This is a genomic window from Enterococcus sp. AZ196, assembly GCF_050498845.1.
GTDB classification, from domain to species: domain Bacteria; phylum Bacillota; class Bacilli; order Lactobacillales; family Enterococcaceae; genus Enterococcus_A; species Enterococcus_A murrayae.
Genome location: NZ_JBIPAM010000001.1, coordinates 2,069,638 through 2,085,289 on the forward strand (window position 1 = coordinate 2,069,638; position 15,652 = coordinate 2,085,289).

General features: G+C 39.2%; 9 protein-coding genes and 1 pseudogene. 4 read left to right on the plus strand and 6 right to left on the minus strand.

Going from position 1 to position 15,652, the window contains the following annotated elements; all coding sequences use genetic code 11:
- Positions 1–377 precede the first annotated feature (377 nt).
- Both IGI67_RS09925 and IGI67_RS09930 read left to right on the plus strand, forming a co-directional pair.
- On the plus strand, positions 378–1,868 hold the full coding sequence (locus IGI67_RS09925) for a GHKL domain-containing protein (RefSeq protein ID WP_429957600.1): 1,491 nt from the start codon (positions 378–380) through the stop codon (positions 1,866–1,868).
- The gene (locus tag IGI67_RS09930; RefSeq protein ID WP_429957601.1) at positions 1,858–2,616 is read left to right on the plus strand and encodes a LytR/AlgR family response regulator transcription factor; all 759 of its coding nucleotides are present in this window, start codon (positions 1,858–1,860) and stop codon (positions 2,614–2,616) included. Before IGI67_RS09925 ends, IGI67_RS09930 begins: the two co-directional genes overlap by 11 nt.
- Before the next feature lie 48 nt (positions 2,617–2,664).
- Here the strand turns inward: IGI67_RS09930 and IGI67_RS09935 are convergent, their stop codons facing one another.
- Both IGI67_RS09935 and IGI67_RS09940 read right to left on the minus strand, forming a co-directional pair.
- Positions 2,665–6,132, minus strand: coding sequence for a MucBP domain-containing protein (locus IGI67_RS09935; RefSeq protein WP_429957602.1), 3,468 nt, complete (start codon positions 6,130–6,132; stop codon positions 2,665–2,667).
- A gap of 519 nt (positions 6,133–6,651) precedes the next feature.
- On the minus strand, positions 6,652–7,578 hold the full coding sequence (locus IGI67_RS09940; RefSeq protein WP_429957603.1) for an aldo/keto reductase: 927 nt from the start codon (positions 7,576–7,578) through the stop codon (positions 6,652–6,654).
- A gap of 169 nt (positions 7,579–7,747) precedes the next feature.
- On the opposite strand from IGI67_RS09940, the gene IGI67_RS09945 reads away from it, so the two are divergent.
- Entirely contained in the window at positions 7,748–9,196 is a 1,449-nt protein-coding gene (locus tag IGI67_RS09945; protein ID WP_429957604.1) for a helix-turn-helix domain-containing protein, read from the plus strand.
- 9 nt (positions 9,197–9,205) lie between these two features.
- Here IGI67_RS09945 and IGI67_RS09950 read toward each other — a convergent pair whose 3' ends face one another.
- On the minus strand, positions 9,206–11,758 hold the full coding sequence (locus IGI67_RS09950) for an HAD-IC family P-type ATPase (RefSeq protein ID WP_429957605.1): 2,553 nt from the start codon (positions 11,756–11,758) through the stop codon (positions 9,206–9,208).
- Between the two features lie 156 nt (positions 11,759–11,914).
- Positions 11,915–12,043 (minus strand): hypothetical protein, encoded by a 129-nt coding sequence (locus IGI67_RS09955; protein WP_010747051.1) that lies wholly within the window; start codon positions 12,041–12,043, stop codon positions 11,915–11,917.
- A 698-nt stretch (positions 12,044–12,741) separates the two neighbouring features.
- Between IGI67_RS09955 and IGI67_RS09960 the strand changes: the two are divergent.
- Positions 12,742–12,894 (plus strand): annotated as a pseudogene (locus IGI67_RS09960) (IS110 family transposase); the annotation flags it as partial.
- A 328-nt stretch (positions 12,895–13,222) separates the two neighbouring features.
- Here IGI67_RS09960 and IGI67_RS09965 read toward each other — a convergent pair.
- Positions 13,223–14,176 carry an LCP family protein gene (locus IGI67_RS09965; RefSeq protein ID WP_429957606.1) on the minus strand — a complete coding sequence of 318 codons (954 nt, stop codon included), beginning with the start codon at positions 14,174–14,176 and terminating at the stop codon, positions 13,223–13,225.
- A gap of 56 nt (positions 14,177–14,232) precedes the next feature.
- On the minus strand, positions 14,233–15,651 hold the full coding sequence (locus IGI67_RS09970; protein ID WP_429957607.1) for a lipopolysaccharide biosynthesis protein: 1,419 nt from the start codon (positions 15,649–15,651) through the stop codon (positions 14,233–14,235).
- Position 15,652 lies beyond the last annotated feature (1 nt).

Below are 15,652 nucleotides of genomic sequence, written 5' to 3' on the forward strand. Positions count from 1 at the left end.
GTAATATAAAAATATTATAAATTATCATTAGATCAATTATACAAATATTCATGAACAGCAAAATAGATGATTAAACGCTAGTTCAAACGAAAAAAAACGACGTTCATGCAAGATAATCGTCGTTTCCTTCCGGTTCTTATTCATCATTATTTATCATTTTTATCAAATTAATATCTCTAATTTTATTGCATAATAAAATTAACCTTCCTCTAAAAAAACATATAATATTTTAGCTTTATCGAATATAAACTCGTAAAAAACATACTCATTTCAGCCTAATTGTTATACAATAAGAATGATATATTATTATTTTTTTGTAACGCTAATATAAACAAGTGATTAATCGACTACTTACTTATAATAGAAGGGACATCTGTATGATTTATTTTTACAGTGAAGCAATGTCTAAAGAAACAATGTTTATAACGCTCTTTTTTCAAATGACTCCCGCTTTGATCGTATACACTGGAACACTTAAATATCTTTTTCCAACCAAAGTTTCTTGGAGGACAATACTTTTATTGACATTGCCTACTTATAACCTAGGCTGGATCTTTAATAGTATTGTTGATTATTACTTTCACGATGTTTTAGCGGTTCATAATATTTTTAGCATTATTTGCCAAGCGTTTATGATGCTGCTTTTATACCTTGTTTTTTATCGCGGAGAGCGAATGTTTCTGATTGATTTTCTGCTTGTAACTGGAGGAACCATCCTGCTGGCCAGCATTTTCGAATACCTGCGCTTTTTCTTAATGAATGCAGTAAACTCACCATTCGTCTCAATTTATACAATTAATTGGTACTTTTTAATTTTCTTGTTTTTATTGCCTTTACAAAAAAAATTATTAAATCGAATCCATTTTTATTTGACAGAGCCATCGCTGTCATTTCTTATTTTGCTTTGGACAGTTTTGATCGCTATGATCTTTTTCTTCATGTTTGTTCAAGTATCTTCGATTAGTGGGCCTGATAAATATTCTAATCATACTTCGGTCATCTTTTTAGCAGAAAATTATATTGGAAAATCGCTGGTTAAATGGCTAGCACCTTCAGCATTTTTTATCATCGAACCGATTCATCATGTTTTTCTTTTAAGCTCTGTGCTTATTTTTATCAACATGACCGCTTTATGCGCCTTTTCTCTTTTGATTTTTTTAAACCAGCGAACCAAAAAAAAGTTGGATCAGCAAGAACAGTTAAAATTCGAGTTGACAAATTACATTAATAGTTTGGAAAATGTGACTCAAAATATTCGTAAGAATCATCACGATTTTAGCAATCTTCTTTTCTCTTTAGGCGGTTATATTTATCAAACACCGATCAATGAAGCAGAACTGAAAAAATACTTCGAGAGTATCACAAAAACCTTTGAGGAAGACTATCATTATTTCTTAGAAATATCAAAACTGAAAAATCTAGCTATTCCTGAATTGAAGACGCTGGTTTTTACCAAACTAATGACTGCTACTAAAAAAAATATATCCTTTGATATTGAAATCGAGCAGCCAATTGAAAATATTCCAATTGATCACCTATCATTATCCCGGATTTGCGGGATTTTAATCGACAATGCGCTAGAAGCAGCAGAAGAAAGTGAAGCACCGTTTGTTCGATTGGCTATTTTTGAAGAGAAAGAGTCCTATGTCTTGATTCTGCTAAATTCAACGAAAAGCGAGATGCTTCCTGCTTCTCTCTTAAAGAAAGAAAACTTCTCGACGAAAGGGAACAATCGTGGCTTGGGACTTTCAATTGTTCAAGCGATCATTCAAAGTCACTCCAATCAGCTGAGTTTGGAGACCACTCAGAAAGACCAAGAATTTTGTCAAACACTAATCATCAAAAAGGAGCGTATTCATGGCCATTAAAGTATATATTGCCGAAGATAACGAAAAACAACGACATATTTTAGAACAGACCATCACTAACTATCAACTTTTTTCCAATTGGGAATTAGAATTGACCTATAGCAGCGGAGCTGGAGATAAGCTATTAGAAAAAATTGATCGGCGAAATCAATGGAATATTTATTTTTTAGATATTAATTTGGATGAAGACGCTGGTTTATCCAACGGCTTCGCTTTAGCACAAGAGATTCGCAAATTCGATCCCCTCGGATTTATTGTTTTCATCACGGTGCGTTCGGAGCTAAGTTTTCTTACGTTTCAATATCGGGTGCAAGCATTGGACTTCATTATCAAAGATCCTGCAATGGATATTCGCGAACGCGTCCAAACATGTTTGAAGACGATCGAACAGCGGCTGGACTTGCTGACTACTAACCAAACGGTCAAATTGAATACCGGAAATGAAATCACTTCCTTTATCGTGGATGACATTCTTTATTTTTCAACAAATAAGGAACATGTTCTTTCCTTGCACACTAAAAACAATCAATACTTGATCTATCAAACAACCCTGAATAACTTAGAAGAGCAATTATCAGACAGCTTTTTACGTTGTCATCGCGGCTTCTTGATCAATAAGAAGAGTATCACCTCCATTGCGAAGGATTTCTCCTCGATCACTTCGGAAGATGGCGTTACTATTCCCGTTTCTGTCCGGAAAAAAAGACAGTTGAAATCACTGCAGTCAAAATTACTTTTTTGTTCCTAACTAAAAAAACTGCTGAATAGAGACTCTCTTCTCCACTCAGCAGCTGTCTTATTCGTTTATTCTTCTTTTTAAGAGAGTCATTCCGATAGAACCGGTTAACCCCAGACCGATCAGAGTCAGAACAAGCGAGCTTGTTCGTTCTTCCCCTGTGGCTGGCAATTTTTTTGCAGTGGCTTGCTGTCGACCAGTGTTTGGCAATGCTCTCGGTGTTACGTATGTCATTGTCCCTGTGTTGCTTTGGCCGCCGCCGACATTTGCTCCGCCATCTCCTGATCCCTCAGCGGGTGTAGCCTTTAGGTAGACATAGGTGATCGTCTGCTCTTCTGCCTGATAGATTCCTTGGGCATTTTTCGGTGTTTCTTTAACCTTCCAACCATCAATGGCTTTGGCAGTTGTTTCGTATTTTTCATCAATAACGCCGATCTTTTGTTCAGCAGGTGCTAGCTCTTTTCCTGCTTCGTCAACGTATTGAACCTTAATTGAGCTTTTATTCGTATAAATATAAGTGACGATTTGCGGAGTTAGGTCATATTTTCCAGCCGCATTGCCAGTGGTTTCTTTCAAGCGATAGCCTTTGAATACTTTTGCTTCAGTCTGGTACTCTGCGCCAATTTGACCGCTTAGCGTCAGCGGTTTAGCTAATGATTTGCCTTCATCGTTCAAGTAATTGACGATAACCATCCCTGCTTGCTTCTTGTAAATAACAGTAATGACCTGTTCAGCTTTTGTATATCTAGCTCCTGTATCCATAGCCAAACCTTTGATTTCCTTCAATTGAAAACCAGCAATGTCCTTATTCAGCTTTTCAAGCGGCAACGGTGTTCCTACCGGCTGTTCATCCGTATAATTTTCAGCCAGCTCATTGCCTGCTTCGTCGTGATAACGAATGGTCACTTTGCCTTTTATAGCTTCATAGACGTACGTAACCTTCGTAATACCATCAACATATTTTCCTGTTTCACTACCTCTCACTTCTTTGAGTTTATAGTCGTCAATCTCTTTTGGCGTAGTAGTATACTCTTCACCGATCTCAGCAAGGGTCACGTCACTATTTAAAAGCGGATGACCAGCTTCATCTTGATATTCTACAATCAGAACCCCTTTTTCTACTCCGGTTCCCTTCTTCGCATAGATTACCGTCACTTCCTGGTTTTGAAGCATATACTTTCCACTGATACTTCCGACAATCCCTTTCACTGTATAGCCATCAAAAAGCTTCACTTCAGCCGTATAGATCGCATCCACATCACCTGTCAGCTCAACATCCGGACACAATGGATTTTGCTCCTCGTCCTGATAATGAACGATGACCTTTCCTTGCTCCGCTGGAATTTTTGTATAAACATAGATTACTTGGGTAATCCCGGACACATATTTACCAGCTGACGCCCCTTTTATTTCTTTAAATGTATAACCGTCGATATTCTTTTGCGTGGTAGTATAATCACTGCCGATCTCTCCCATTGACATCTCATCGCCAGCCAATGGTTTCCCTGACTCATCTTGATATTGAACAAGCACGGTTCCTTTTTCTTTGACAGCTTTCGTATAAATCAATGTAATTTCCTTAGGCTCGTCACTAAAGATACCCGTGATAGAATCACCCTCTTTGACCCCGGAAAAAACGTAATCATCGATTTGCTTGATCTGTGCATGATAAGACGTTCCCAAGTCACCAGTCAAGGTTTCATCAGGACTGATCTGAACTAGCTGTTTGTTTTCATCGTAGGTCATATAATGCACGATCACAGGCTCAGATTTTTTCCAAATCGCGTAAAGTGTCTCGTTACCTTTCGGAATTGTGAGCGATTGTCCTGCAGCAAGATTAGCATCAGGGTCTTTCGCATCCTTATCTTTTGACCACCCCGCAAATTGATAGCCATCACGTGTTGCTTTTAAATCTGCGCCAGCTGGAATCGTTTGATTCAAGTCTTTATAGCCAACTTGATAATATGCTTCCGGTTGTGTTCCTTCATAATAAACAATGCCTTCATATTTCGGCAGTTCTGTTCCCAAGTCAAAAATCCCGCCGTTACTATCATACTTGATCCAATCGATTTCGACAGAACCTATATCAGCTTTTGCCGTCCGCGGCAACCCTCGCTGGTCTTCATTTACCGCTCGTAAGTTTTCTACCTGATCGTCCGCTAATTTTTCTGGCGCGATCGGCACTGTCGGTAGAATGATCGCATCGCTTGACGTACCCGCTTTGATTTTATTGTAGTTATCAACTAATCCAACGGGGGCTGAGCCAAAAACGTCCGCCATTGTTACTGTAGTAGCCGTTCCATTATCGTAACCAAGATTTGATTCAAGGTTTCCTGTTCCATCAACTTTGCCATCTGCAATATTGCTCTTGGTGGCTGAGCGTGCTTTATTTCCTGCAAATAAATTATTGGCATAGCGTCCCGCAGAATAATTCAAGCCATAGCCGGAGCTGCCAATGGCCCCACCATCATAGACTGCTGTATTTTCAACAAAACTATTATTAATATAATCAACCGCTGCTCTTCTTCCTTCAGTTATACCGCCATTAGCATAAATCTGGATCGCTCCGCCATTATTTGCTGAAAGATCCTGTCCTAGAGCTTTATTTTGATAGAACGTATTGTTCACAAATGTAGCAGCACTTGAAATGTTGTCATTCGTTTGAATCAAAATCGCTCCGCCATCATCTCCAGCGATGTTGCCGACAAATGAATTCCCGTCAAACAAAATGTCGGTCCCGTTGACTGTGTTGAAAAACGCAATGGCTCCGCCATCTGCTAATTTGGCTTTACCGCCGCCTGAAACATCTTCGACCGATTTGTTTCCTGCAAAATAATTATTCTTGAAGGTGAATTTTGCTGAGGCACTCGGTTGGAAGAAGTAAATCGCACCACCCTCACCACCGACATTTCCAGTTCCTGCCTGAAGTGTTTCATTGGCAATAAATTTAGTATTATAGACTTTAAAATTCGCCGAATAGCCTTTACAAGCGATTGCACCGCCTGAATAGCCAGAAGCATTGTTTACATTATTCGAAAATGTACAACTTTTTAATGTAGTATTTCCGCTAGTGTAAAAGGCGCTGCCGTCGTCGTATCCGCGAAAATTATTGACTACTGTATTCTCTAAAATAAACTCGCCCTTGTAGCCTGAGACGGATAATGCTCGAGCATTATTACCCAGTCCTTGCAAATTAAAGTTTTTCAGCGTTAGTGCAGAGCTCGCCGTCCCACTCCCTGCTCCATATGAAAATAATTGCTTCCCCGTAGTCGATTGGAGCGTCACACCTCCACCATCGATTTCAACCTGATAGGGCGACTCTGCTAATGCAATTGTTGCACCAATATCTGTCGGGAATGATCCTCCCAAAAGCACTGTTCTGTTTTCAGGCGCATTTCTTACTGCATCTTGTAATTCACTGATTGTATCGACGGTTATCTCATCCGCCGAAACTGTTTGACCCGCTGCTCCCAACAAAAAAATACTCATAGCGAAGCCAACGAAAATGATCCATTTATTCTTCTTCATTTTTAGATCCCCTTTATCTTCATTTATCGTTTCATCAATCAATAAAAAAACTTCAGTTTTTTTTCAAAGGTCTCTCTCCATTTCAAAGTCTTAATTAACTAAAAAATATCAGTTCCATAACTGTTATCAGATTAATTTGAAACTATCTATAATTACCAAAGTCTAATAAAAGACTAATAATCATTATTTAGATTGAATAAACAGATTATTTTTGATTTATTTATAATCATTGTAATTTATTCACAGAATAACTGCAACTGTTTTTTTATAGAAAAAAATTCAATAGAATTAAAAAACGTTTTTTATTTAAAATAACTTCTTCAATACTGAATTAAATAGATTATAAATAACTGTTCAAAAAAATATTTTTTCACTTATCAGGAAACTTTTTTTGTAAAAATTAATTACATAAGAAATATTTACAGAAAAAGCCCCCTTCAGAAATGGTTAAACCTTTCTGAAGGGAGCTTCAACTTTATGATTAAATTTTTTGGTGTACAAACAGTAGCTGCTGCTTACTTATGGTAAATCATTTCCTGCTGCGAAGTATACATCGTACCATTCTTGTTTCGTTAATGTCACATCGCCGCCTGCAGCACTTTCCTTAATTCGTGTTGGATTCATTGTACCTAAGATCACTTGCATGTTCGCTGGATGACGCAAAATCCAAGCAGTCGCGATCGCGTTTTTATTGGTTTCATATTTTTTCGCTAATTTATCTAACAACTCATTCAGCTCTGGGAACTTGTCATTGTCAACAAAGACGCCCTCAAAGAAGCCATATTGGAATGGCGACCAGGCCTGGATCGTTACCCCTTTACGACGAGAGAATTCTAACACACCGCCATCATGATCGAACGAACGCGTATCAGTCATATTTGTGTGCATTCCATAATCGATCATCCCTGTATGCATGATCGAAAATTGCAATTGATTGATCAATAATTTTTGATCAACATAGGATTGCAATAATTGAAATTGTTCCGGATTAAAATTCGATACACCAAAGTGGCGAACTTTTCCGCTTGCCTGCAGGAGATCAAAGGCTTCCGCGATTTCTTCCGGCTCCATCAATGGATCAGGACGATGCAATAGATAGCTATCCAAATAGTCGATTCCCATGCGGTCTAAAATCCCATCCACAGAATCTAGTAAATGTTGTTTCGAAAAATCATAACGCTTGTCATCCCCAGTGACGATGCCGCCTTTTGATTGAATAAAGAATTTGTCTCGAGAGATGTTGGCCTCTTTCAAAGCCGCACCGAAAATTAATTCTGATTTTCCATCACCGTACATATCCGCTGAATCGATAAAGTTGATATCACTTTCTAAAGCCGTCTCTAAAACTGTTGCTGCTTTTGATGACGTTAGCGCTGACATTCGCATGATCCCTAAAGCAATCGCCGAAGTTTCCCAATAGCTGCTGCCGATTTTTCGTTGTAACATTGTGTTCATCCTCTCTGATAAAACATTTTTTCTTACCTATAGAAGTATAGACTATTTCCTTCATAAAAAAAATCCCCAGCACTTAGAATCATCTCTGCTGATTGAGCTGGTTGTCGCTTGACCCAGCTGCTCTTTCTTCGTATGCTTGTTTTTAAAGGAGGGTTCCTATATGTACTCGATGCTGAAAAAAATCATTACTGAAAAAGATATATATCGTCAGATTTTACTTTTGGAACAGCTTCTTAATCATTCACAGCTAACAGCCAAGGAACTAGCAGAAAAAATCGGCACGACAGAACGAACCATTTTTTCAGATTTGCAGCTGATTCGCGGTTACCTGCCGGAGCATTGGGAATTGGACTCTGATAAAAGCGGCATTCGCTTGATTTCGATCGGAAATTCGCTGACCAACGATATTTGGGAAACATTTCTGCCGCAATCTGTCAGTCTGCAGCTGATCAAGCAATTGTTTTTTACAAAGGATTTAGCGGTTCAGCGTTTTCTTGATGAAACGGGTGTCTCTTATGAAACACTCAAACGACAACGCACAAAAATCAATCGTCAGCTGCAGCCTTTTAATATCAAAATTCATTTAACTTCATCACGTGCCTATTTAAGTGGCGAAGAAAGTGCCATCCGAATTTTTTATCATCGGCTGCTGCTGCCCTTCACCCATAATAATTACTTCTTTGAAGATTACTCGATCCACGAAGAGCATTATCTTCGTTTCTTGACGAAAGAACTGACAGAGGACTTATCTGTGGATACTGAACAGATTTTTGGCATTTGCTGGTTTTTTATCAACAGTATCCGAATCAAAGCGGGCTGTCCGATCGATGATTTCCATTTTGATGCAGCAGATCCTTTGTTTATTCTTTACGCGCCGCTTTTGAAGTCCCTATACGAAAAAGAAGGGGTGTATCTGCAAGACGAGGAAATCTTCTTTGCCTTTTTCTGCTTTTTGGAAAGCTGGAATTATAATAATCCTTTAGGGAAGCAGGTTTCAGACGTACTGGCTGAGGGTTATCCGCTGCTGCGGGAAAAAGCACAGCAAACCGTTCAAGCAATCGCTGATGAGCTCCACCTACAGGCATTGCTTCAGTCAAATTTACCAACAAATTTATTGCTGCTGCTATTAAAATATGCCGAGTCGCCTGCACTATCAAAGCAATTTCAGCTAGAATATCAAGAGCTGCTAGTTCAAAGAAATGAATCATACGCTATTTTGACTGAAAAAAGTATAGCGCTTTTTAATAGTCTGCCGCAATTTTCTGCCATCGGTGATACTACCTATTTCGTTAATCTCTTTTCTCTTTTAAGCCAACAGGCAATTTTTTCGATCCGGCCGCATCGAAAAACGATCTTCTTTATTTTTCAGAGCGAACCGGCCTGGAAAGCCTTCCTTCAACAAGAGCTGGCTGACCTTTTAGGCAAACGCGTCAACTTAGTCTCCCTCGAGGTTTCTCAACTGCAGGAAGAGATTCTTCAGACAGGGGATTTGATCCTTTCCAATATTCCGTTAGATTCGGTGCCTCTTCCAGTCGTTTACTTATCAACTATTCCAACAAAAAATGAGCTCAGTCAATTGACCGAACTCACTTCTCATTCGTACCTTTAGTCGAAGCGGCTAGTCCTTTTGGTAATGGCTAGCTGCTTTTTCTTTTCTCTGAACGACTCCTTTGCTGATCCGCTTCTCGATTTCAACCACTAAGAACAGCAAGAGTGCATTGCCAATGATTACTATTTGTTGCGTTAAGCTAAGCGCCGTCGTTCCGATCAGATGCTGGCCTAACGGTAGGAAAACAACTGCTAGTTGAAGCAGGAAGAGGATTGCTAGTGAAATGAATAGAAATTTATTTTCGAAAAAGCGACGATTGATCGCTGGATCGAGCATCTCACGACAATTGATCATGTATACAGCCTGTCCTAAAACGATGCTCTGTAACAGAATCGTTTGCTGCAGTGCTGCTCCTTCAAATTGCATGGACAAGAAGTACGCCGGAATCATAATCAGCAAGGAGACATATAGAATCCTAAAGAAGCTGTAGCCTGACAGAATTCCCATCTTCGTATCTCTCGGCGGACGAGTCATCGTGTCACCACTCGCCTTTTCAAACCCTAGCGCATAGGATAATGTGATTGTCGTTACCATGTTAACCCATAAAATTTGAATCGGTGTTAAAGGCAGTGGGCGATTCATCAGCAAAGCAAGTATGACGATCAGTCCCTGTGCTAATGCCGTTGGTAAAAAGAAATTAATCGTCTTTTGCAGATTATCAAAAATTCTCCGACCTTCCTTAACAGCTTTCACGATCGTGTAAAAATTATCGTCAGCTAACACCATATCCGCTGCTTGTTTACTTACCTCGCTGCCTTTTATCCCCATCGCGATACCAATATCGGCCTGTTTTAAAGCAGGCGCATCGTTCACTCCGTCACCGGTCATCCCTACAACTTCTTCTTTCTTCTGCAACGCGGTCACAATCCTAAGCTTATGATCCGGAGTTGTCCGAGCAAAGACGTCCACTTTACCAACTGCTTCGGCCAATGCGTCATCAGACATTCCATCAATATCAGCACCCTCTAATAGTTTAGCTGTATGCTTCAAACCAATTTGCTCACTGATCGCCTGTGCGGTTGCTTTATGATCCCCAGTGATCATCTTAACTGATATCCCAGCCTGTTGCGCCTGTTCAACCGCTCGAATGGCACTCTCTTTGGGCGGATCAATGATCCCAGCTAAACCAGCAAATGTTAGTCCTGACAACGACTCATGGGTTAATTCGGTTGAAGAGACCTTTTTATAACCGAAGCCGAGTACACGCTGCCCTTTGCTGGCTAATTCTAAGCCGCGCTTCTCCCACTGGTTCCTTGCTTCATTCGTTAAATCTGCTTTTTCCAATAATACCTCCGGAGCCCCTTTAACAAAAATCACTCGTCCCTCACCCTCATCATGCATTGTCGCCATGTATTTATAGCTTGAGCTGAAGGGGATTTTCGCCAGTACTGGTTTTAATTGCTGCTTTTCTTCCGCTACGTACTTCAATAATGCAAGCTCAGTCGGATTGCCGTGAATCTCTTCGATTTTCTGATCATCTTTTGTCTTTAACTCCTGACAGTTATTCATGATCTCTTTGACTACCGACAATTCTTCCGTCATGACTTCCTGTACTGTCATCTCATTTTTCGTAAGCGTTCCTGTTTTGTCAGAACAGATCACCGTCATTGAGCCTAGCGTTTCTACAGCCGGCATCCCTTTGATGATGGCATTCTCATCCGCCATTTCTTTGACACCCATTGAAAGGATCATCGTTAAGACAGCTGGCAGTCCCTCTGGAATCATTGCGACGATCAATGCGATACTCGCAGAAAACATCAGACTCCAATCCATCCCATATCTGAAGCTTGTAAAGAAGAGTAAAAATACGATCAGAGCCAAAATACCTCTAAAAATCTGTTTGTTCAGCTGATGCATTTTTTTGACTAACGGCGTCGTTTGTCCTTGGATTGATTGCAGTGCATGATTGATTTTACCGATCTCTGTTGCATCACCCGTTTCAACCACTATTCCTCTGGCTGATCCTGTTTGTACGAGTGTGCCGGAAAACGCCATGTTTAACTGATCACCGGCCATCGCCTCTTGTGAGATCCGCTCAACCTGCTTTTCAACAGCTTCTGATTCACCTGTCAGAATCGATTCCTCCACTGTTAAATCATGGACTTCGATCAGACGTAAATCTGCCGGAATGACATCGCCTGCTTTGAGGAGCACGACATCTCCCCGAACCAGTTCCTCTGAAGCCAGCTTGAGCGGCTGACCTTCATTTAGGACCGTTGCCTCTTGTCCCATCATTTGCTTTAAGCCATCTAATGATTCTTCCGCCTTGCGTTCTTGCCAGTACCCAACAAACCCATTGATGATCACCACTAAGAAAATAATTCCACCCTCAGCGATTTCTCCTGTCCCAAATTTCAAAAGAGCAGCAACGATCAAAACAATCATCAATAAATCGGTAAAATGTTTCGCAATTTTCCGCCATAGCTTGACCTGCTCCTTCTCCTCCATTTTGTTCGGTCCATTATTTTTCAAACGAGCTTCCCGTTCTTGTTTCGTTAATCCAGCTATTTGTGATTCGACTTTATGTAAAACATCTTCATTTGATAATTGATACCACTTCATATCCGTTCCTCCATTTCATTCATTTGATACCTTAAGTATACGGATATCTAACCATTCTTAAGGTCGATAATTTCATGGAGGTCTGAAATAATTGTGCTTTGCGCATAAAAAAAGCCCCACTCCAAAATCTGAAGTAAGGCTGCTTAATAATTAAATTTAGTGTAAAAAGTTTTGCAGATCATCGCCATATTCGTCGATCTTCTTCGTTGTCAAAATTGTTCCCGCTACTAAAACTCCGCCTACAATAAGGGTACTGGCAACCATAAACTTAAATAGTGATTTCATGCGATTCTCCTCCTAAGATTTTGGATGAATAAGAAAAGCAGCAGCTAGATCATCCACTTCACTTATTTCTATAGATTAACCATAGCACAAGTGATTGAATGTATCTCCTAATATGCTTACACTGGCATTTTCACCTTTTAGTAAACAAAAACCCCACTCAAACGAGCGGGGTTGATCAATCATTATTTGCTTAATGAATCTTTTGCTTGGTCACCGTAAGTTTATATTTCATTTTATTTTAACTTAGAAGATTTCACTATTGGTACAATATTCCTACTTAATTTACACATCAGTGTGTATAACTATTTTTCAACTAATTCTGGGTCAAATCTGGGTCATTTGACTTATCATCTCTTTAAAAAATTCACTTAGCGTGAGGCACTATAGAAACTAATTTTTTAGTACTATACTATTTTCTGAAGCATCGAAGACGTATTTTTTTATCGTTTTTCGTTGCTTCAGTAACTTTTATTCTCATTTATTTTTTTTCAATGACTGTCTATTTAAATGATAGATTCGTTTTTTTATAACCGAGTAAACAACGTGTTAAATAGAAAAATAATTTTAGAATTAAGTTAGTCATAAAACCATTCAGCACATTTTGAAAATTCAACTCTACTTTTCCATTTTCATACACAGCTTGAAACTAATTTCTTTCCGTTGATTATGGGACGGAACTACTACATACCATACCAACATACAAAAAATTTCATCAGCATTATAAAGAGATCCCAAAACATCAACACAAACGAGTATTCGTCTTAATCGCAAGAAAATTTACGCATCTGGTGCATACGCTACTACGTAACCATCAACTCTACACGCCATCAAGGAGCGTGATAGATAAATAGCAAGTTGCTATTTATAAACATCTTTGAAACAACCTGAAAAACCATTGAATTTTGATCGGGTTTAGTCAAGTGCGCTTCAAAATAGGTTACTCAATATATATATATTCTCAATTTTTATCTTGGATTATTACCATTAGCCTTTTAAATTCGTATTAACCAGAATACTCAATCAGATCATTTTTCAAAGTTCTACTGATAATTAACCAAATCGATTATTACAAACGCTAGAGACCCACCCACCCGATATAATCATTAATGATCGTTTTGTCTCAGTAGACGAGTTGACTATCACTCTTACCTATCATGTTCAAACGTCTTCTTTTTGAAACTAGTTCATCATCGTTAGAATCTTTTTATGAACCCGTGTTACTTCTTCTTCTGAAACTCGTTGATACGAAATGCCTTCTTGTGTGAATCCTTCACCTTTCAACTGTTCCGATTCAATCTTGTTGAATGCTCCTTGGTAGTCCTGCATCAATCGTTTCATTTCATCAAACGTTAAATCCGTCTTCACGTTCGCTCCAAGTGTATTTAGAATGGCTTGCGAACGAGTGAGTCCTTTAATACTCAGCGCTTTCTTTGCTACCCCTTTGAGGAGTTCCTGTTGCCGTTGTTGACGACCATAATCCCCATTGGGATCGTCGTACCGCATTCGGGAATATTTCAACGCGGTTTCCCCAGTTAACTCTTGATGCCCTCTTGGAAAGGTTTTTCCATCATACGTAAATTCAAATGAATTCGTTACTTCAATGCCGCCAACCGCATCCACTAAATTTTGAATCCCCTGCATATTGATTGTCATATAATACATGATAGGCACATCCAAGAGCTCTTCAACGGTGTCCATGGCCATTGAAGCCCCACCAAAGGCATACGCATGATTGATTTTATCTTTTGTTGAATGACCAATGATTTCTGCGTACGTATCTCGTGGCAGACTCACCAATAAACTCTGCTTCTTCTTTGGATTCACTGCAGCGACCATCATTGTATCGGATCGGCCTTTTTCTACACGTCCCAAATTGCCTGTATCAACACCCAATAATAAAATAGTGAAGGGATCCTTCTTTGCGATGAACTCTTGCTGATCCGTCGAATCCTTCTTCCGCTCAACTGACTCATACGTTTGTTCTGCCGTAAACTTTGCGTCGCGATAGATTTTTGCCCCCATACCAACAATTGCCAGTACAACAACTAGAAATACTCCTAATAAAATAAAAAATAGCCTCTTCAAACGCCGGACTCGTTTCCCATGGTGGGAATAATGGTTTCGTTTCATCATTTCAATTCGATCCTTTCGCTGATATTAGTCGCTTATCTGTTATTCGGACTACCGCGCTACGCCCTTGCAAGCTTCACTAGTCGTCTCGCATTGTTTAAAAATAGAGAACGGTCATAAAGCGCATACGCAAAAAAGCAAAGACTATAACAAATAAAACTCGTCATTTCCCGCAAGCAAATATTTCCAATAATAAAAACAGTCGTTAATGACCATTCGATCAGTAACGATTTTATACTCTTCAGCGTTATCGTTTGTGCTAAGAAAAGCTCCCCAATCACACAACGAATCGCTGAACTAAGAACAATCACCCCTACCACTCCTAACAAGTTCTTCCAATAAAAGGTCATCACATAGGAGCCAATAAGAGAAAAGGAAAAGGCCCATATATTGGCATAAAGAATCCATTTCTCTTTTCGAATCGTTTTCAAATACGTCGTAATCAGTAGAGTCATCCGACCTTCAAACAGAATCATCGGAAATAGAATCCCCATGAATAGAAAACTCTGTTTGTATGCAGGTAGCCAACCTTCTAAAATCCACTTCAACGGATAATACGTAAGAAGAGTCCCATAAGATATCGGCACAAAAACAGCCCGAAGGGTTAAATATAATTCTCCCAATTTTTTGGGATTTGTTCGTCGCAGCATCGGAAATAAAACCACACCTACCGCATTGATAAATGTCATGAACATATTCGAAATACCTAGAGTCAACGATAACTTTCCAAAGGTTTCAACCGACCATTGAATTTCGATCATGATTCTAGATACCCCAATAATAAACATTCCCATAATATTGCTGATCATGAGGTTGCTGCCAATCTTGATATTTTGAAAAATTTCTGGTTGAATAGCTGGAAACCGTAAGGGTTTATGGAGAAAAAGATCTTTCAGCTTATAGAATCCCCAAACCGTCACACAAAGGCGCGCTAGAATATCCAGTAAAATCAATAAGAGGTAGTCTCTTCCACCAAATAAGAGATAGAGACTTAGGAAGACCAAGTAAACATACCGGTCATTTCGAGACACCTGGGCATACTCTTTGATTCGATTGGTTGATTGAAGGATATAAAGCATGAAGGTCGTACAATTTCTAATCACTGAAGCTAGTGCTGTAAATAACAGAATGGGAACCTTTGGTTCCGAAATGGGCAATAACCAAATCGTCACGCCAAAAATTAGAGATAAACTGCATTCAAAGAAAAAGAAATACCAAAACTGGCTTCCAAGTCCGGATTTGTCCAGTTCATGGTACTCTTTTCCACCAATCTTCAAATAGATGCCATCCAACCACCCCAAATGAAAAAGGCCTACATAAGAGGTATAAAAGACATAAAGCTGCCAGTAACTATAATCCTTCACCCCAATAAATTTGGGAACAAACAAGTTTAATAAAACTGAGATCGTCAATACCAGAAAATTAGCCGTAACAGTATAATGAATATTTTTTAATAGATGCTTTGTTTTCGTATTCAAA

Excerpts from the sequence above, each read along its gene's own strand:
- IGI67_RS09930 (WP_429957601.1), top strand. The coding sequence starts at position 1,858 with ATGGCCATTAAAGTATATATTGCCGAAGATAACGAAAAACAACGACAT.
- IGI67_RS09965 (WP_429957606.1), bottom strand. The coding sequence starts at position 14,176 with ATGATGAAACGAAACCATTATTCCCACCATGGGAAACGAGTCCGGCGT.
- IGI67_RS09955 (WP_010747051.1), bottom strand. The coding sequence starts at position 12,043 with ATGAAATCACTATTTAAGTTTATGGTTGCCAGTACCCTTATTGTAGGC.
- IGI67_RS09935 (WP_429957602.1), bottom strand. The coding sequence starts at position 6,132 with ATGAAGAAGAATAAATGGATCATTTTCGTTGGCTTCGCTATGAGTATT.
- IGI67_RS09945 (WP_429957604.1), top strand. The coding sequence starts at position 7,748 with ATGTACTCGATGCTGAAAAAAATCATTACTGAAAAAGATATATATCGT.
- IGI67_RS09925 (WP_429957600.1), top strand. The coding sequence starts at position 378 with ATGATTTATTTTTACAGTGAAGCAATGTCTAAAGAAACAATGTTTATA.
- IGI67_RS09940 (WP_429957603.1), bottom strand. The coding sequence starts at position 7,578 with ATGTTACAACGAAAAATCGGCAGCAGCTATTGGGAAACTTCGGCGATT.
- IGI67_RS09950 (WP_429957605.1), bottom strand. The coding sequence starts at position 11,758 with ATGAAGTGGTATCAATTATCAAATGAAGATGTTTTACATAAAGTCGAA.